15 protein-coding genes are annotated in these 18,113 nt (G+C 69.8%); 11 read left to right on the top strand and 4 right to left on the bottom strand.

Features of this window, described 5'->3' with window-relative positions:
* Window positions 1–31: 31 nt before the first annotated feature.
* The 5 genes from FHX82_RS03705 to FHX82_RS03685 all read left to right on the top strand — a co-directional run bounded on the left by FHX82_RS03705 (window position 32) and on the right by FHX82_RS03685 (window position 6,377).
* Window positions 32–1,273: an MFS transporter gene (locus FHX82_RS03705; protein ID WP_229881199.1), complete on the top strand. Its 1,242-nt coding sequence runs from the start codon at window positions 32–34 to the stop codon at window positions 1,271–1,273.
* On the top strand, window positions 1,270–2,250 hold the full coding sequence (locus tag FHX82_RS03700) for a TolB family protein (protein ID WP_145933288.1): 981 nt from the start codon (window positions 1,270–1,272) through the stop codon (window positions 2,248–2,250). Before FHX82_RS03705 ends, FHX82_RS03700 begins: the two co-directional genes overlap by 4 nt.
* A gap of 73 nt (window positions 2,251–2,323) precedes the next feature.
* Window positions 2,324–3,085, top strand: a complete 762-nt coding sequence (locus tag FHX82_RS03695; RefSeq protein WP_145933289.1) for a WecB/TagA/CpsF family glycosyltransferase — start codon at window positions 2,324–2,326, stop codon at window positions 3,083–3,085.
* A 5-nt stretch (window positions 3,086–3,090) separates the two neighbouring features.
* Window positions 3,091–5,106 (top strand): glycosyltransferase, encoded by a 2,016-nt coding sequence (locus FHX82_RS03690; protein WP_145933290.1) that lies wholly within the window; start codon window positions 3,091–3,093, stop codon window positions 5,104–5,106.
* Window positions 5,103–6,377, top strand: a complete 1,275-nt coding sequence (locus FHX82_RS03685; RefSeq protein WP_145933291.1) for a hypothetical protein — start codon at window positions 5,103–5,105, stop codon at window positions 6,375–6,377. Before FHX82_RS03690 ends, FHX82_RS03685 begins: the two co-directional genes overlap by 4 nt.
* On the opposite strand, the gene FHX82_RS03680 is transcribed toward FHX82_RS03685, so the two are convergent.
* Window positions 6,367–7,218 (bottom strand): SDR family oxidoreductase, encoded by an 852-nt coding sequence (locus tag FHX82_RS03680; protein ID WP_261377100.1) that lies wholly within the window; start codon window positions 7,216–7,218, stop codon window positions 6,367–6,369. The genes FHX82_RS03685 and FHX82_RS03680 overlap by 11 nt on opposite strands.
* Window positions 7,219–7,323: 105 nt before the next feature.
* On the opposite strand from FHX82_RS03680, the gene FHX82_RS03675 reads away from it, so the two are divergent.
* Window positions 7,324–7,710 carry a winged helix-turn-helix transcriptional regulator gene (locus FHX82_RS03675; RefSeq protein WP_145933293.1) on the top strand — a complete coding sequence of 129 codons (387 nt, stop codon included), beginning with the start codon at window positions 7,324–7,326 and terminating at the stop codon, window positions 7,708–7,710.
* 4 nt (window positions 7,711–7,714) lie between these two features.
* Here FHX82_RS03675 and ddaH read toward each other — a convergent pair whose 3' ends face one another.
* Complete coding sequence (gene ddaH, locus FHX82_RS03670) at window positions 7,715–8,545, bottom strand: dimethylargininase (protein WP_229881202.1); 831 nt, start codon at window positions 8,543–8,545, stop codon at window positions 7,715–7,717.
* Window positions 8,546–8,618: 73 nt separating this feature from the next.
* Here ddaH and FHX82_RS03665 point away from each other — a divergent pair, with 73 nt between their 5' ends.
* The 4 genes from FHX82_RS03665 (at window position 8,619) to FHX82_RS03650 (ending at window position 12,941) form a co-directional block, all read left to right on the top strand.
* A complete protein-coding gene (locus tag FHX82_RS03665; protein ID WP_145933294.1) occupies window positions 8,619–9,059 on the top strand; it encodes an Lrp/AsnC family transcriptional regulator in 441 nt (146 codons plus the stop codon).
* A 7-nt stretch (window positions 9,060–9,066) separates the two neighbouring features.
* Window positions 9,067–9,831: an enoyl-CoA hydratase gene (locus FHX82_RS03660; protein ID WP_145933295.1), complete on the top strand. Its 765-nt coding sequence runs from the start codon at window positions 9,067–9,069 to the stop codon at window positions 9,829–9,831.
* A 141-nt stretch (window positions 9,832–9,972) separates the two neighbouring features.
* Entirely contained in the window at window positions 9,973–11,877 is a 1,905-nt protein-coding gene (locus FHX82_RS03655; protein ID WP_145933296.1) for a 2-oxoacid:acceptor oxidoreductase subunit alpha, read from the top strand.
* Window positions 11,874–12,941 (top strand): 2-oxoacid:ferredoxin oxidoreductase subunit beta, encoded by a 1,068-nt coding sequence (locus tag FHX82_RS03650; protein WP_145933297.1) that lies wholly within the window; start codon window positions 11,874–11,876, stop codon window positions 12,939–12,941. Before FHX82_RS03655 ends, FHX82_RS03650 begins: the two co-directional genes overlap by 4 nt.
* An 18-nt stretch (window positions 12,942–12,959) precedes the next feature.
* Here FHX82_RS03650 and FHX82_RS03645 read toward each other — a convergent pair whose 3' ends face one another.
* The gene (locus tag FHX82_RS03645; RefSeq protein WP_145933298.1) at window positions 12,960–14,270 is read right to left on the bottom strand and encodes a sunset domain-containing protein; all 1,311 of its coding nucleotides are present in this window, start codon (window positions 14,268–14,270) and stop codon (window positions 12,960–12,962) included.
* An 83-nt stretch (window positions 14,271–14,353) separates the two neighbouring features.
* Entirely contained in the window at window positions 14,354–15,373 is a 1,020-nt protein-coding gene (locus FHX82_RS03640) for a polyprenyl synthetase family protein (RefSeq protein ID WP_145933299.1), read from the bottom strand.
* Window positions 15,374–15,585: 212 nt separating this feature from the next.
* On the opposite strand from FHX82_RS03640, the gene FHX82_RS03635 reads away from it, so the two are divergent.
* Complete coding sequence (locus FHX82_RS03635; protein WP_183176578.1) at window positions 15,586–17,436, top strand: MDR family MFS transporter; 1,851 nt, start codon at window positions 15,586–15,588, stop codon at window positions 17,434–17,436.
* Window positions 17,437–18,113: the final 677 nt, after the last annotated feature.

Raw genomic sequence — 18,113 nt, 5'->3', positions numbered from 1 at the left:
ACGCGCGCGCCGGAACCGCGACTACCGGGCTGTGTACCTGACGTCCCGCGCCACGCCACCAGGCGTTCCGGAGCGCACGGCGCGTGGCGGCAGCGTGCCCGCCACGGTTTTCGCACTGGGCTCGGTGAGCCTGCTCACCGACGTGTCGGCCGAGATGGTGACCGCTTTCCTGCCCGTCTACCTGCTGTACACATTGCAGCTGGGATACGTCCAATTCGGACTTCTCGACGGGCTCTACAACGGTGCCACGGCGATCCTGCGCCTCGTCGGCGGATATGTCGCCGACCGGTTGCGGCGCCCGAAACTGGTGGCGATGGTGGGTTACGGCGGTTCCGCGCTGATGAAGCTGGCCTTCCCGCTGGCGGGCGGTTCGGCCTTCGGCATCGGCGGGATCCTGGCCGCGGACCGGGCGGGCAAGGGCCTGCGCACCGCGCCGCGGGACGCCCTGATCTCCCTGGCCACGCCGTCGAACCGGCTGGGCCACGCCTTCGGGGTGCACCGCGCGATGGACACGTTCGGCGCACTGCTGGGCCCGCTGGTGACGTTCTGGATCATGAGCGAGCTGGGCACCGGTTCGTCCCCGGTGTTCTTCGTGAGTTTCTGTTTCGCCGCACTGGGTTTCATCGTGTTGGCGGCTTTCGTACGAGACGGCCGCCGGTCCGGTGAACCGCTGCCCGCGCGGAACCCGGTCTCCCTGCGTGCCTGCCTCGGCCTGCTGCGCGAGCGGCGGCTGCGCCGGGCGACGATCGCGGCCGGGCTGCTGGGCCTGGCCACGATCAGCGACGCGTTCGTGTTCGTCGTCCTGCAGAGCACGACGGCGGTGCCGCTGTCGGCGCTGCCGCTGCTGCCGCTCGGCACCGCGCTGGTGTTCCTGCTCGGCGCGATCCCGCTCGGCCGGGTCGCCGACCGGATCGGCCGCTGGCCGGTGTTCTTCGGCGGGCACATGCTGCTGCTCGGGTTGTACGCGCTGCTGCTGACGTCCGGCGGCGGTTATCCGATCCTGTTCGCCGGTCTCGCCCTGCACGGCTTGTTCTACGCGGCCACCGACGGCGTGCTGATGGCGTATGCCGGACCGCTCGTGCCCGAGCAGCTGCGGGCCAGCGGGCTCGCGGTCGTGCAGACCGGGCAGGCCGTCGCGCGGCTGATCTCGTCGTCGTTGTTCGGTGTGCTGCTGGCGAACCTGACCAAGGGCACCTCGGTGCTGATCACCCTGTGCGTCTTCGTGGTGGCCCTGTCCGGCGCCGCGGCACTGGTCCGCGGGAGGCAGGCTTGAGGAACTGGCTCGCCCGGCACCGCATCGCACTCGGCGTCGCGGCCATCGTCGTGGTGGTGCTCGCGGGCGCCGGGTACGTGGTGCACGCGGCGACGGGCGCGCGGCAGGCAGCCCCATCCGGAGCCCTGACCGGCGGGAACCTGCTGTTCATCGAGCAGGACGACGGCCGTAACCAGGTGGAACAGGTGCGTTCGGCCGATCCGTCCGGCCCCCGTACGGCGACTTCCCTGCAGTGCCAACGGGTGTACTCCGCCGCTGGCACCACGGTCTGCCTCCGGCTGGCGGGGGTCGGCCCGAGCTACGAGGCCGCCGTGCTGGACTCGGGCGGCAAGGTGCTCCGCACGGTCGGTCTCGCCGGAATTCCCAACCGGGCACGCGTTTCGGCGTCTGGGCGGATCGTCGCGTGGACCACTTTCGTCAGTGGCGACTCCTACTCAGTCCCCGGCGGCTTCTCCACCCGCACCGGCGTGCTCGACCTGCGCACGGGAGCGCTGGTGGAGACGCTGGAGGACTTCACGGCGACGGTGAACGGGAACGTCTTCACCGCGTCCGACCGCAACTTCTGGGGTGTCACGGTCGCGTCGGACGACCGCACGTTCTACGCGACGATGGCTGCCCAGAACCGCACCTGGTTGGTGAAAGGCGACCTCGTCACGCGCACGATGCACGACGTCCACCAGGACGCGGAATGCCCTTCGCTGTCGCCGGACGGCACGAGGATCGCGTACAAGAAGCGCGTGAGCAGGCTCGGTCCGTGGCAGGTCGCGGTGCTGGACCTGCGCACGAACACCGAAAGAACCCTGAACGGCACCACCGGGATCGACGACCAGTCCGTGTGGCTCGACGACAACACGCTCGCCTACGCGCGAACTCCCCAGAACGGTGAGAAAACTTCCATCCTCACCGTGCCCGCCGACGGTTCGGCACCGCCGGTCGTGTTGCTGCCCAACGCTTCTTCACCCGTTCCGTTGCGTTGACCGGGCGCCTGTAACGTTTCCTCGCGAGGGGCGACTCTTCGGGCGCATTCCGCTACCGAAAGAGGTGCCCTTGATGGATACCGTCCGCGTGGGAGCGGTGCGCATCTCGCCGTTGCGGGAGTCCGAAGTCGTGCGGCACGTGGAAAGCGGCTGGGACCGCGGCGGCTGGATCGTCACGGCCAATGTGGACATCGTCCGCGCGGCCACGCGGAGCCCGGAACTGGCCGGGCTGGTCGGCGAGGCGGATCTCGTCGTCGCCGACGGCATGCCCGTGGTGTGGGCGGCGAAACTCTCGTCGGGCGCCACGCTGGAGCGGGTCACCGGCGCCTCGCTCGTGTTCTCCCTCACCGAATCCGCTGCCCGGGCCGGGCGTTCGGTGTACCTGCTCGGTGGCGATCCCGGGGTACCCGAGGCCGCGGCCGCGGCGCTCGGTGAACGCTTTCTCGGTCTTCGCGTCGCGGGCACGGACTCGCCGCCGTTCGGCTTCGAGCGTTCGGCGGCGCTGGCCGAGGTGACGGGCAGGATCGTCGAGGCGAAGCCTGACCTCGTCCTGGTGAGCCTCGGCTTTCCCAAGCAGGAGCAGCTGATTCGCGCCCTGCGCCCGGAGCTGCCGTCGGCTTGGTACCTCGGTTGCGGCGCGGGCATTCCGATGGCCGCGGGCCAGTTCCGCCGCGCGCCCGAGGTTGTGCAGCGCCTCGGGGCCGAATGGCTGCACCGGCTCGCCCTCGAACCCCGTCGGCTGGCCCGGCGGTACCTGCACGACGACACCCCGTTCGCCATGCGGCTGCTCACCGGAGCCCTGCTGCGCCGGGCCGCCGAGAAAGTGGAGCCGTGAACCGCATGCCGCTCGCCGTAGTGATCGTGACCTACCACAGCGCCGCGATCGTCGCCGACTGCCTCAACTCCCTGCGCGACCTGCCCGACGCGCGTGTCATCGTGGTCGACAACGCCTCCACCGACAACACGCTCGACGTGGTGCGGAAAACCCTGCCGAGTGCGGAAATCGTCGCGCGGGGAACCAACGACGGCTTCGCGGCGGGGGTCAACGCGGGCTTCGCGGAGGCCGGAGACGCCGACGTGCTCGTGCTGAACCCCGACGTCCGCCTGGAACCCGGTGCGGTCAAGGCCCTCCGGGCGGCGCTCGAAGTGCCCGGCACCGGCATCGCCGTTCCGCTGATCCTCGGCCCCGACGGCGAACGCCACCCGTCCCTGCGCCGCCGCCCGACCACTCTGCGGGCATTGGGCGAGGCGGTACTCGGCGGCACACGCGCGGGACGCGTTCCCGCGCTGGGCGAACTGGTGGTGAGCAGGCGCGCCTACTCGCGACCCTCCACTGTGGACTGGGCGACAGGTGCCTGTTGGCTGGTCTCCCGCGAATGCCGCCAGGCCCTCGGGCCGATGGAGGAGCGGTACTTCCTGTACTCCGAGGAGACGGAGTACCACCTCCGCGCGGGTGACTCCGGTTACGCCGTCCGGTTCGAGCCCGCTGCTGTCGCCATCCACCTCGGTGGTGAACAGTCCACTTCGGCCGAACTGTGGGCGCTTTCGGCCACCAACCGCGTGCGCCTGCGCCGGGAACGCGAGGGCCGCGCCGCCGCGCTCGGCATGCGTCTCGCGGTGCTGGCCAACGAGGTGCCGCGCGCGCTCCTGCGCGGCGGACGCCACTGGCGCGCGGTCAGGGACCTGCTGTGGCTGCGCCGCTGGCCGGTCTCGCAGCCCGGCTACATCTGCTTCTCCGCGCAGGACTGGTGGTACCACAACCAGGCGCATTCGGACTTCCAGCTGATGCGCTCGGTGGCGAGGCAGCGCCGCGTGCTCGTGGTGAACAGCATCGGCATGCGCATGCCCACGCCCGGCCGCAGCACGCAGGTGACCCGCCGCATCCTGCGGAAGCTGCGCAGCGTGGCCAAGTTCGTCCGCCGTCCGGAGCCCGGCTTCTACGTGATGTCCCCGCTCCCGCTGCCGTTCTACGGTTCACCCCTGCTGCGCAGGATCAACGCGACGCTCGTTCGCGCGCAGGTCCGCGCCGTCACCGCCGCGCTGCGGATGCACGAGCCCGTGCTCATGGTGACGATTCCGACCGCCTGGGACGTCGTGGAGCCGATGCGCCGCCGGTCGCTGGTGTTCAACCGCTCCGACCGGCACTCCGACTTCCCGGAGGCCGACCGCGGCACGATCGAACAGCTCGAAGGCGCGTTGCTCGACCACGCCGACCACGTGCTCTACGTCAGTCACGCCCTGCTCGACGAGGAGCACGCCAGGACCGGCGAGCGGGCGCACTTCCTCGACCACGGCGTCGACGTCGAACACTTCCGGCCGAGCGCCGAGCTGCCCGCCGACCTCGCCGCCGTCCCCGGCCCTCGCCTCGGCTTCTTCGGCGCGCTGGACGACTTCCTCGTCGACTTCGACCTGCTCGAACACGTCGCCAAGGAGCTGCCGGACTGCTCGCTGGTGCTGATCGGCGACGCCACGCACGACATGACGCGGTTCGAGCGGTACCCGAACGTGCACTGGCTGGGCTTCCGCCCCTATGCCACGATCCCGTCGTATGGCTCCGGATTCGACGTCGCGCTCATGCCGTGGCTCGACAACGAGTGGATCCGCCACTCGAACCCGATCAAGCTCAAGGAGTACCTCGCGCTGGGACTGCCCGTGGTGAGCACGGACTTCGACGAGCTCGCGGCCTACCGCGACCGCGTCCGCGTGGCGAACGACCCGGCGGCGTTCGTGGCCGCCATCCGCGAAAGCCTGGCGCACGGCGCGCCCCTGCCGTCGCAGCGGCTCCGGGAGTCGGTGCTCGGGTACTCCTGGCGGTCCCGGGCCGCGGAGCTGGTGCGCGTGGCGGAAACCGGATGAGGCGGCGGAACGTCTGGTCGGCACTCACGCTGGCGATCGCGGTCGCCGTCGTCGGCGGCCTGCTGGCGTACCGCGAAGTCCCCCCGCGGCCGGCCGCCCTCAGCGTGCACGACCTGCCGCGCGTGGCGTGGGAGGGCGGTCCGGAGTACTACCGGCAGTTCCCGAAGATGGCGGCCTGGACGGATCCCAACTTCTTCCCCGTCGGCGTCTGGTACGAGGCCGTCACGTCGCAGCGGGACGCGGAGCTGGACAAGGCCGCGGGGATCAACACGTACTTCGAGCTGACGCAGTCCAGTGACCTCGCGCTGGTGCGCCAGAACGGCATGTACGCGTTCCCGAGCACGCAGCTGCCCGGCTACGGCGACGAGACCGTGGGCTGGCTGCTCACCGACGAGGTCGACCTATGGGGCCACGAGGGGAACGCGCCCTGGACCGGCAAGTACCCCGGTGAAGGCCCGATCTGCGAGCCCGAGGAGGCGTTGTGCGGTTACACGGTGCTGCAGACGCTGCGGGACCGGCTGCCGCAGCACGACGGCCGCGCGCGGTACGCGAACTTCGGGTACGGCATGGAGTTCTTCATCAAGGACGCCGCCGCCGCCAAGTTCCTCGACTACACCGATGTGTCCTCAATGGACACCTACTGGTACACCGACGACGGCATCTGCGAGCTGACGAAGACGCCCGCGAACCTGTGCCACCTCTCGGCGTCCTACGGCGCCACCATCGACCGGATGCGTGAGCTGGACGGCATGGACGGCAAGCGGCAGCCGATCTACGCCTTCGTCGAGGACGGCGCCCCGTTCGCGAAGTACTCGACCACGATCGCCCCGGACCAGCTGGCGGGCGCGGTCGTGAACTCCCTCATCCACGGCGCCCGCGGGATCATCTACTTCAACCACAACTTCGGCGGTTCCTGCCAGACGCAGCACGTGCTGCGCGACTCGTGCGGCGCCACGATCCGGCCCGCGGTGACGGAGGTGAACCGCCGCATCCGCGACCTCGCGCCGGTGCTGAACACGCAGTCGCTGGACTACTCGTTCGCGCCCGGAATGGACACGATGCTCAAGGAGCACGAGGGCTCGTACTACGTGTTCGCGATGGTCGGCCGCGGCACCGCGCCGGGCACGCACACGCTGACCCTGCCGCCGGACCTGCCCGCGACCCACGCGGAGGTGCTCTACGAGAACCGGGAAGTCCCGATCCAGGGCGGCAAGCTGACCGACGACTTCCCCGCCGAGTCGACCTACCACATCTACAAGATCACGCCGTAGCGCCGAAACAGCGGACGTGGTCGCTGACGAAGGTGCGCAGAGTCCGGGGGGCGCGCCCCGTGAGGGTGGCGACGTCGTCGGACAGCCACGCGGCATCACCCTCGGCGATCAGCCCGAAGACCTGGGCGTTGGAGGCAGCGACCGGCTCGGGGAGCCCGGCCCGGACCATCCGCTCGCGATGCTGGCCCGGCGTGACCCGGCGGTACTCGACCTCCTGCCCCAGTGCGCGGGTCAGCTCGGCGGCCACGTCGGCGTAGGTGACGAGCTCCGGGCCGGTCAGCAGGTAGGTGCGCCCCTCGTGGCCGGCGGGAGCGGCCGCCACAGCCGCCGCGGCCGCTGACACGTCGCGTGAGTCGACCATGCCGAAGCGGCCGTTCCCGGCCGACATCTCGAACCCGTGCGTCTGCCTGATCTGCGGAGCCAGGAAGAACAGGTTCTGCATGAGGAGGTTCGGCGCGAGCAACGTGGCGGCCATCCCGCTCGCCCGGAGGTGCGCCTCGATGCGCGCGTGGTCGCGACGCCTGCCGACGGGAGAGTCCTCGGTCGCCTTGTGGTTCGTGATCTTGACGACGTGCTGCACATCGTGGCGAGCGGCGCTGTCGATGACAGCGATCTCCTGCGCGGGAACCGAAGGGCTGATGAGCAGCAGGGTGTCGACACCCGCCATCGCCGCGTCCAGCGTCCTCGGCCGGTCGAAATCGCCCACCGCGATTTCGACACCGCTCCAGCTCCCGTCGCGCGGGGTGCGCGACGCGTCACGCACCAGGGCCCTGACGGGAAGGTCCTTTCCGGTCAGGAGCCGGACCGCCTCGGCACCGATCTTGCCCGTCGCTCCGGTCACCAGGATCAACGTGTCTCCATTTGCAGCTCGAAGGAATGTGACCTCCAGGCTGCACGTGCTCGTATCGTTTGTGGAGTAGGCACCATTCGGATATATAGGTACCTGATGGATACCGACTCGGAGATCGTCTACTCGAAGGACTGTCCGTCGCGCACGGTCGTGGGCGTGCTGGCGAACAAGTGGGCGCTCTACGTCTTGGGCGTGCTCGGCACGAAGGACCGGCCGCTGCGGTTCACCGAGCTACGCCGGCACGTCGAAGGCGTGACCCAGAAATCCCTGACCCAGGCGCTGCGTAACCTCGAACGCGACGGCCTGGTCAGCCGCACTGTTTTCCCGACCATCCCGCCACGGGTGGAGTACGCCCTCACCGACCTCGGCCGCGAAGCGGGCGCACTCACCACCGCCATCGCGGACTGGTCCAAGGCCAACGCCGATCGCGTGCACACGGCCCGCGCCGCGTACGACGCCCGGCCGGCCGATCAGCCTGGATGAGCGCTCACTTGCGGATCTCCAGCGTGCAGCACTTCGGCCCGCCGCCGGCCTTGCGCAGCTCCGAGATGTCCACGTGCACCGGCTCGTACCCGCGCGCCGCGAGCCGGCGGCCCAACGACGTGGCCTCCAGCGGCAGCACGACGTTGCGCCCGTCGGACACGCCGTTGAGCCCGAAGCACGCCGCGTCGGCGGCGTCGGCGAGCACGGCGTCGGGGAACAACCGCGCCAGCACGCGCCGGGAACCCGCGGAGAACGCCTCCGGGTAGTACGCGATCTGCGCGGGCGCCGAGTCGGTGGCCTCGCTGAGCACGAACAACGCCGTGTCGAGGTGGTAGTACCGCGGGTCGACCAGCCGCAGTGACAGCACGGGCACGCCGAGGATCTCCTGCGCCTCCGCGTGCGCCTCGGGATCGGTGCGGAAACCGGTGCCCGCCAGGATCATCCGGCCCGTCCACGCGAAGTCGCCCTCGGCCTCGTTGATCCGCGACGGCATCGTCACGTCGCGGTAGCCGTGTTCGAGGAACCAGCGCCGGTAGTGGTCGGCCTCGGGCACCCGCTGCCGAGCCCGGAACCGCGCACCGAGCACCCGCCCGTCGATCACCGTGCCGGAGTTGGCCGCGAAGACCATGTCGGGCAGGCCGGGCTGCGGCTCGATCTCCTCGACCGTGTGCCCGAGCCGGCGGTAGGTGTCGCGCAACTCGGTCCACTGCGCCATCGCCCGCGCCACGTCCACCGGCTGCGACGGGTCCATCCACGGGTTGATCGCGTAGTCGACGGCGAAGAACCGCGGCGGGCACATGAGGTAGCGGCGGGTCAGCGGCACCCGAGGTGTCATGTCTTAACCGTATGACCACCTCAGATGGTGATCAATGGGTCCCTTTTGCGCCTGTACCTGCTAAACATTGCGTGTGAACCCGTTGGATCAGCGAATCGTTTCGTGCCTGGTGAGCAACGCGCGGTCGAGCTACGCGGAGATCGGCAAGGTCGTCGGCCTGTCCGCCCCGGCGGTCAAACGCCGCGTGGACCGCCTGCTCGAGACCGGCGTCCTGCGGGGTTTCACCGCGGTGGTCGATCCCGAGGCACTCGGCTGGGGGACGGAGGCGTTCGTCGAGGTGCACTGTCGCGGCAACGTGCCGCCCGCCCGCATCCGCGCGCGCCTGGAGCCACTGCCCGAGGTGGTCGCCGCGTACACGGTCACCGGCGCGGCCGACGCGATCGTGCACCTGCGGGCGGCCGACATCCACCAGCTGGAGACGGCGCTGGAACGCCTGCGTGGCCTGGAGATCATCGACCGCACGGTGTCGACGGTGGTGCTGTCGAGACTGCTGGAGCGCCCGCCCACGCCATGATGGGGGCATGACCGAACGGATCCTCGCCGAACGGGTGGGCAAGGTCGCGGTGCTGACCGTCGACGCCCCCGACCGGCGCAACTCACTGACGCTGGCGCTCTCGGCCGACCTCGCGCGGGCGGTCGAGGACGCGGAGCGGGACGAGAACGTGCACGCGGTGGTCGTCACGGGCACGCCACCGGCGTTCTGCGCGGGCGCGGACCTGACGGCGCTCGGCGAGGCGAAGGAAGAGGGCCTGCGCGCGGTGTACGCGGGCTTCCTCGCCGTCGCCCGCTGCTCCCTGCCGACGATCGCCGCGGTGGGTGGCGCCGCCGTCGGAGCCGGGCTGAACCTCGCGCTCGCCGCCGACGTCCGGATCGCGGGGCCGCGTGCGAAGTTCATCCCGCGCTTCCTCGAACTCGGCCTCCATCCGGGCGGCGGGTTCACCTGGATGTTGCAGCGCGCGGTCGGCGTCCAGCGGGCCAGGGCGATGACGTTGTTCGGGCAGTCCCTGGACGCGGCGGAGGCGGAATCCGCCGGTCTCAGCAGTTGGACAGTCGATGGTACTCACGAAGAGTTACTGGCCGCGGCACTCGAACTGGCCGCGCCGGCGGCCGCCGCGCCACGCGAAGTGGTGGTCGCGACGAAGCGCTCCATGCGTCTGACCTCGACCGTTGCCGAGCACGCCGACGCCGTGGAGATCGAGCTGGGGCCGCAGATCGCGTCGCTCGGATCCCCCGAATTCGCGAGGCGACTAGCCGTCGTCCGCGAGTCGATCAAGAGCGGAAAGTGATTACTACCGCCGAGTAACAGTGCGGCGAGTCACATCTGCGGACGGTCGCCAATAGGCAAAGTAAGGTAGAGGTATCGGCCAGAAGTGCGTCCGGCACCGGTCACCGACGACGGCAGCCGGGAGAGAGGGATTCCCTGACCTATGAGCACGAGTGCCCAGGGCAACGGCGCGTTGTCGGCCACCCGGACCACCGAAGTCTCGAAGCTCGACCGGGTCGTCATCCGTTTCGCCGGTGACTCCGGCGACGGCATGCAGTTGACCGGCGACAGGTTCACCTCGGAGGCGGCGGCGTTCGGCAACGACCTGGCGACGCTGCCGAACTACCCCGCGGAGATCCGCGCTCCCCAGGGCACGATCCCCGGTGTCTCGTCGTTCCAGGTGCACTTCGCCGACTACGACATCCTCACCCCCGGCGACCGGCCGGACGTGCTGGTGGCGATGAACCCCGCGGCGCTCAAGGCGAACCTGGCGGACCTGCCGCCGTCGGGCACGTTGATCGTCAACACTGACGAGTTCACCAAGCGCAACCTGACGAAGGTCGGTTACGACGCGAACCCGCTGGAGGACGACTCGTTGTCGGCCTTCCAGGTGCACGAGGTCGCGATGTCCACCCTGACCCAGGGCGCGCTGGCGGACACGGGGCTGGGCAAGAAGGACGCCGAGCGGTGTAAGAACATGTTCGCGCTCGGCCTGCTGTCGTGGATGTATCACCGGCCGACCGAGGGCACCGAGGCGTTCCTGCGGGAGAAGTTCGCGAAGAAGCCGGACATCGCGGAGGCGAACATCCTCGCGTTCCGTGCGGGCTGGAACTACGGCGAGACCACCGAGTCGTTCGTGACCACCTTCGAGGTGGCGCCCGCGAAGCTCGCGACGGGCACGTACCGGCAGATCACCGGCAACACCGCGCTCGCGTACGGCATTGTCGCGGCCGGGCAGCAGTCGGGGTTGCAGGTGCTGTTGGGCACGTATCCGATCACCCCGGCGTCGGACATCCTGCACGAGCTGTCGAAGCACAAGAACTTCGGCATTCTCACGTTCCAGGCCGAGGACGAGATCGCCGGTATCGGTGCGGCGCTGGGCGCGTCCTACGGTGGCGCGTTGGGTGTCACGTCCACCTCGGGTCCCGGTGTCGCGCTCAAGTCGGAGGCGATCGGGCTCGGGGTGATGCTGGAGCTGCCGCTGGTGGTCATCGACGTGCAGCGCGGCGGCCCGTCGACGGGTCTGCCCACCAAGACCGAGCAGGCCGACCTGTTGCAGGCGATGTTCGGCCGCAACGGCGAGTGCCCGGTGCCGATCGTGGCCCCGCGCTCGCCCGCGGACTGCTTCGACGCGGCGCTGGAGGCGGTCTCGATCGCACTGAAGTACCGGACGCCGGTGATGATCTTGTCCGACGGCGCGAACGCCAACGGTTCCGAGCCTTGGCTGATCCCGGACGTCTCGACGCTGCCTGACCTGCGCGTGCGGTTCGCCACCGAGCCGAACGCCAGCGACGGTTCCGGTGAGTTCTGGCCCTATGTGCGCGATCCCGAGACGCTGGCCCGCGAGTGGGCGGTGCCCGGCACCCCGGGTTTGCAGCACCGCATCGGCGGGCTGGAGAAGGCCGACGGCAAGGGCAACATCTCCTACGACCCGGACAACCACGACCACATGGTCCGTCTTCGCCAGCGCAAGGTCGACGGCGTCGCCGTGCCGGACCTGGTGGTCGATGACCCCTCGGGCGGCAAGGCCCGGGTGCTCGCGCTGGGCTGGGGTTCGACGTTCGGCCCGATCGGCGCGGCGTGTCGCCGCGTGCGCAAGGCCGGTTTGCCGATCGCGCAGGCGCACCTGCGCCACCTCAACCCGTTCCCGTCCAACCTCGGCGCCATCCTGGGGAGCTACGACCGGGTCGTGGTGCCGGAGATGAACCTCGGCCAGCTCGCGTTGCTGCTGCGCGCGAAGTACCTGGTCGACGTCGAGTCCTACACCAAGGTCGCCGGCCTGCCGTTCAAGGCCGAAGAGCTCCAGCACGTCTTCACCAACATCATCGAAGGGGTTGTGCCCGCATGACCGCGACCGACCTGGGTCTTCCTGCCGTGGGTGGGCTGGACTTGGTTCCGCACACCGACGAGCCGCAGAAGGCCAAGGACTACAAGTCCGACCAGGAGGTGCGCTGGTGCCCCGGGTGCGGCGACTACGTCGTGCTCAACACGGTGCAGTCGTTCCTGCCCACACTCGGGCTCAAGCGCGAGAACATCGTGTTCGTCTCGGGCATCGGCTGCTCGTCGCGGTTCCCGTACTACCTCAACACCTACGGGATGCACTCGATCCACGGCCGCGCGCCGGCGATCGCCACCGGCCTGGCCACCACCCGCCCGGACCTGTCGGTGTGGGTGGTCACCGGTGACGGCGACGCGCTGTCCATCGGCGGCAACCACCTGATCCACGCGCTGCGCCGCAACGTGAACCTGAAGATCCTGCTGTTCAACAACCGGATCTACGGGCTCACCAAGGGCCAGTACTCCCCGACCTCGGGCCAGGGCATGGTCACCAAGTCCACGCCGATGGGGTCGGTGGACACGCCGTTCAACCCGGTGTCGCTCGCGCTCGGCGCGGAGGCCACGTTCGTCGGGCGCGCGCTGGACTCGGACAAGAAGGGCCTCACCGAAGTCCTCACCGCCGCGGCGCGCCACCGCGGTTCCGCGCTCGTGGAGATCTACCAGAACTGCCCGATCTTCAACGACGGCGCGTTCGACGTGCTCAAGGACACCGACGAGGCCTCCCGCCGGCTCATCCCGCTACGCGCGGGCGAGCCGATCCGCTTCGGCCCCGAAGGCGAGTACGGCGTCACCACCACCGGCTGGGGCGGCTTCGAGATCGGCAAGGTCTCCGAGATCGGCGAGGACAACCTCGTCGTCCACGACCCGTCGATCGAGAGCACGGCCTACGCGTTCGCCCTGTCCCGCCTCGGCGACCAGAACCTCAACCACACCCCGGTGGGCATCTTCCGCGACATCGAACGCCCCACCTACGACGACCAGGCCCGCGCCCAGGTCGCGCAGGCCCGCGAAGCGAAGGCGCCCAACCTGCAATCCCTGCTCACCGGCAAGGACACCTGGACGGTCGTCGCCTGAGGTCGTTCCGGCCGCCGCTCAGTGCAGCGGCCGGAACCCCACGCGCTCGGCGTCGGCGACGGAGCGGAACCACACCTCGGCCACCATGCGGCCGAACTGCGGCGAGTCCTCCGTGCAGTAGCGCAGGGCCGTCACACTCGCCTTGACGGTGAACTCGTCCGACGGACGGCCGCCGCCGGGCCGCGGCATCGCCGAGCCCGGGCCGAACGGCCCCGGCGGGACGGCGCTGTCGCCGACGTGCGTGCGCGCGGGCGGCGGCGCGGCGGGTTCCGGCTCGGGCGCGGAGTGCGCGCCGCCGGTGTTGGGCCGCACGACGGGCTCGAACAGCGAACCGCTGCGGCCGCCCTCGTCCGCCACGGGCTCGCGGCGCTCCACGGACCGCATCGACGGCCGCGGCGGCTCGAAACTGCTGGGCGGGGTCGAGCGGGGCTGGCGCCGGGGCAGGACAGCGGTGGCCTCGGCGGGCGTCTCGTCGTCGTCCGGTGTCGCGGTGTCGGCGCCGAACGCGTAGGCGGGCGGCTCCTCGACGGCGGCGTGGGATCCGTAGCTCTGCTCCGGCTCGTACTGCTGCGGCTCGGACTCGAACAGGGATCCGTGCTCGGACTCGCTCCCGTACGCGGCGTGGCCCTCGTCCTCGTGCTCGGTTTCGCCGTACACGACTCCCCCGTGCTCGCTCTCGTACGCGTTCTCGTGCTCGATGTCGCTGCTGTACGCGCTCTGGTGCTCGGCGTCCCCGTAGGTCGCGCCGTGCTCGTACTCGTGCTCGACGTCGCCGTACACCGCGCCGTGGGACGCGTCCTGGTACGGCTCGCCGCGCTCGCCGTCGGCGAACAGCGATCCGGACCCGCTGTCGTAGGACTCGGCCTCGAAGAGCGACCCCCGCTCCGGTTCGACCTCACCCTCCAAGCGGTCGGACAGGCTCGGCTGCGCCTCCCCCTCGAAGAGCGAGCCGCGCTCCGACTGCTGATACGACGTGAAGATGGACGTCTTCTCCGCGTCCGACTCGTCCGGCGCGGGCACCCGGCCACCGAAGCTGTCGCGCTCGTGCCACGCGGGCTCCGGCGCGGGCTCGGGCTCCGGTTCCGGCTCGAAGGTCCGGGTCGGCAGCACCGGCTCGCGGTCGAACGTGCGGGTGGCGCTGTCCGGCTCGGCGTCGCGGGCGCGGGCCGGCTGGCGCTCCGGAGCGGCCGCGGTCTGGGCCGCGAGCAGCTGCCGTTCGAGCAGCCGGTTCCGCCCGTGCGCAGGCCGGACCAGGAACAACCAGGTCAACAGCACGCCGAGCACGAAGGCCGCCGCGCTCCACAGCCAGACCTGCCCGAAGAGGGACATCGAGCTGTCCTTTCTTTCCCAACCGCTCCGGTACCACTTTCAATGACACCGGAGCGCCGCAGTCATGACGCGGCGGAGCCGGATCAGCGCGTCCGCGCGACCAGGTAGTCGGCGACGGACTCGCACGCGTCGCGAGCCGGGCAAGCGGGCAACGCGGACAACTCCACCCTCGCTCGCCGAGCGTAGTCGGACAGGGTGGCCATGGCCCGGTCGAGTCCACTCGAGACACGCAGCAGCCGCAGGGCCTCGTCGACCAGCTCGTCCTCGGCGATCGGACCGGCCAGCAGTTCGAGCAGGCGCGGGTCGCTCGCCGGATCGGCCAGCGCGTACAGCATCGGCAGGGTGCGCACGCCCTCACGGAGGTCGGTGCCGGGCGTCTTGCCCGATTCGTCCGATGGGGACGCGATGTCGATGATGTCGTCGGAGATCTGGAACGCGGTGCCGATGATGTCGCCGAACCGCGTCAGCGCCGAGACGTACTCGGGCTTCGCGCCGGAGATCATCCCGCCGAACCGGCCGGACGTGGCGATGAGCGAGCCGGTCTTCTGCGCGATGACGCTCAGGTAGTGCTCGACGGGGTCCTCGCCGTCGGCGGGCCCCACGGTCTCGCGCATCTGCCCGGTGACCAGCTCGCCGAACGTCTCGGCGATGATCCGCGCGGCGTCGGTGCCCAGGTACGACACCAGCCGGGAGGCGTGCGCGAACAGGAAGTCCCCGGTGAGGATCGCGACGGTGTTGTCCCAGCGCGCGTTGACGCTCTGTGCACCGCGGCGCATGGTGGCCTCGTCCATGACGTCGTCGTGGTACAGCGTGGCCAGGTGCACCAGCTCGACGGCGGCGGCCGCGGTCACGACGCCGTCGTGGTTGCCCTCGCCGAACTCGGCCGCGAGCAGGGTGAACATGGGGCGGAAGCGCTTGCCCCCGGCCTCCACCAGGTGCGATGCGGCGTCGTGCACGGCCTTGACCTCGCTGCGGGCGGTCTCGCGCAGGAGGTTCTCGACGTCGGCGAGCCCGCCGGCGAGCGTGCGCAGCAGTTGCTCATCGGCGATCCGCAGGCCCACGCTCGCGCGCAGGTCTTCGATGGTGCCACCCTGAACCGACACGTTGCCCTGCCCTTTCGCACTTCATCACGGTCTTCACCAGCGTAATGGCAAGACTTCACGGCACGGAGGGCTCCTCGGGCAGGGCAGTGGTGACGAACGCGACAACACCCTGCCCCACCATCGGGTGAGCTGGGCGGTCGGGGTGTCGTTCCGAAGTTAGCCTTCGGCTCGTGACCAGCAGGAAGAGGCAGAACACCATCGTCGCGGCGATCATGCTCGGGATGCTGCTGGCGGCTCTCGACCAGACCATCGTCTCGACGGCACTGCCGACGATCGTGGCCGATCTCGGCGGCGCGAACCACCTGTCGTGGGTCGTCACGGCGTACCTGCTCGCCGAGACGATCATGACGGTGCTGATCGGGAAGTTCGGCGACCTGTTCGGCCGCAAGAAGGCGTTCCTCGTGAGCGTGGTGCTGTTCCTGGTGGGCTCGTTCTTCTCGGGCTGGGCCCACTCGATGCTGTGGCTGATCGTGTTCCGGGCGGTGCAGGGCCTCGGCGGTGGCGGGCTGATGGTCACGTCGTCGGCCGTGATCGCGGACGTGGTGCCGTTGCGCGAGCGCGGGAAGTACCAGGGCGTGATCGGAGCGATGTTCGGCGTCGCCACGGTGGCGGGTCCGTTGCTGGGCGGGCTGTTCGTGGATCACCTGAGCTGGCGCTGGGCGTTCTACGTGAACATCCCGCTCGGGGTCGTGGTGGTGCTGGTGGCGGCGGTGGCGTTGCCGTCGGTGCGCGCCGAGGGGCGGCCGCGGATCGACTACCTGGGGATCCTGCTGATCGCGCTGGCCTCGACGGGTCTGACACTGGTGACGAGCTGGGGCGGCACCGAGTACGCGTGGACTTCGCCGACGATCCTCGGCATGGCTGTGGCGTCGGTGGTGCTGCTGGTGCTGTTCGTGGTGGTGGAGCGGCGCGCGGCGGAGCCGATGCTGCCGATGCGGTTGTTCCGGAGCCGGGTGTTCACGGTCGCGAGCGTGCTGAGCTTCGTGGTGGGCTTCGCGATGCTGGGCGGGATCACCTATCTGCCGACGTACCTGCAGCGGGTGCAGGGCGCGAGCGCGACGGAGTCGGGGCTGCGGATGCTGCCGCTGGTGGTCGGTCTGCTGTTGACGTCGCTGGCGAGTGGCGTGGTGATCAGCCGGACGGGGCGGTACAAGGTGTTCCCGCTGGCGGGTTCGCTGGTGATGGCGCTGGGGTTGTACCTGTTGTCGCGTTTGGACGCGGGGACGGGTTTCTGGGTGACTTCTGGGTACATGGTGGTGCTCGGCCTGGGGCTGGGTTGCTGCATGCAGGTGCCGACGATCGTGGTGCAGAACACGAGTGACTACGAGGATCTCGGCGTGGCGACGTCGGGGGTTTCGTTCCTTCGCACGCTCGGGAGCTCGTTCGGGGTGGCGGTGTTCGGCACGATCTTCAGCAACCAACTGCCCGCGGTGCCCAGCGTGCCGTCCTATGTAGACGCGATTCAGACGATGTTCCTGGTGGCGGCCCCGGTGGGTTTGTTGTCGTTCGTCGTGGCGCTGTTCTTGAAGGAAGTCCCACTCCGCGACGCCACAAAAGCCGTGGCGGCGCGCAGCAGCGGCTTTTCGGAGCCAGGTTCGGGGAATTCTCGCCAGGAACTTGAACGAGTCGTCGCAAGCCTATGGCGAGGCCAAAAATCCGATCCGGGACCGGGAATCCTGGCGCGTTCGGGCGTGCAGCTGAGCTACGCGCAAGCATGGCTCTTGGTGCAGATCTACCGCCACAGCACCGAAAGCGGTTCGACGACCCTCCAGGATCTGAGTGCGGATTTCAACGTCCCAGCAGGAATCTTCCACCCCACGGCGGCTCACCTGACCACCACAGGCCACCTCACGGAGGCCGACGGCCACTACACTTTCACCGGCGAGGGCACGGACACGTTCGCCCGTCTCGTGGGCGCGTGGCGCGTGTGGCTGCTGGAATCGCTGGCGGAGGAACCGAGAGACCGCGACTACACCGCCTGCGTGGACGAGATCGCCGCGCAACTGATCAGCAACAGCCGTGGCATGTCCACAGCCCGCCACGCGGTGGGTTCACTTTCCTGACGCCAGCGGGGTTTGCGGTTTCCGCCCCACCGGCTCCCGGCACCTGTGGGATTTCCGCACTGCCGTTCCCGCACACTCCCCCATGCGCTGACACCCCACCCCGCGACGCCTCCCACCCCCACCCCCGCACAACCTCCCGCCTCCGGCGGCACATCACCCCGGGGCGCCTCTCACTCCCCACACCACCCACGCGCGATCTACTACCTCCGCCCCGCAACGCCTCACCCCCGCCACCGCCCCGTCGCTACTTCCGCTCCCTCAAGCCGCCCCTCGTAACCCCCTCAGCACCAACCACCCCACCCCGTCCACCTCCGGTCCAGCCCGCCAGGACAGCCCGCTCCCTCCCACCCCGTCCCCGCCAAACCCCCGACCCGCACTCCTGTTGACCACACGCCAACCCCCGCCCCTTTACCCGCCACCAGCCATCCCACCCACCCCGCGTCCCCAAGTAATCCACAGCCCTCCCCCACAAAACCCGCACCTCATCCACAAAATCCCCAGACTTGTCCACAGCCCCACCCCGGCTTCTTCCACAACCCCCTCCCCCATCCACAGAATCCGATTCTGTTCCCCATCCCGCCCCCATCCCCGGCATGCTCGAACCATCCACCCCGAAAGGAACCCCGATGACCGAACCCATCGCCACCGGCCGCCGAGCGCACAACCGCGCCATCCGC

Source organism: Amycolatopsis bartoniae, assembly GCF_014191255.1.
GTDB lineage: Bacteria > Actinomycetota > Actinomycetes > Mycobacteriales > Pseudonocardiaceae > Amycolatopsis_E > Amycolatopsis_E bartoniae.
Note: the sequence above shows the minus strand (reverse complement) of the source record. Positions and strands in the feature narration are given on the sequence as shown.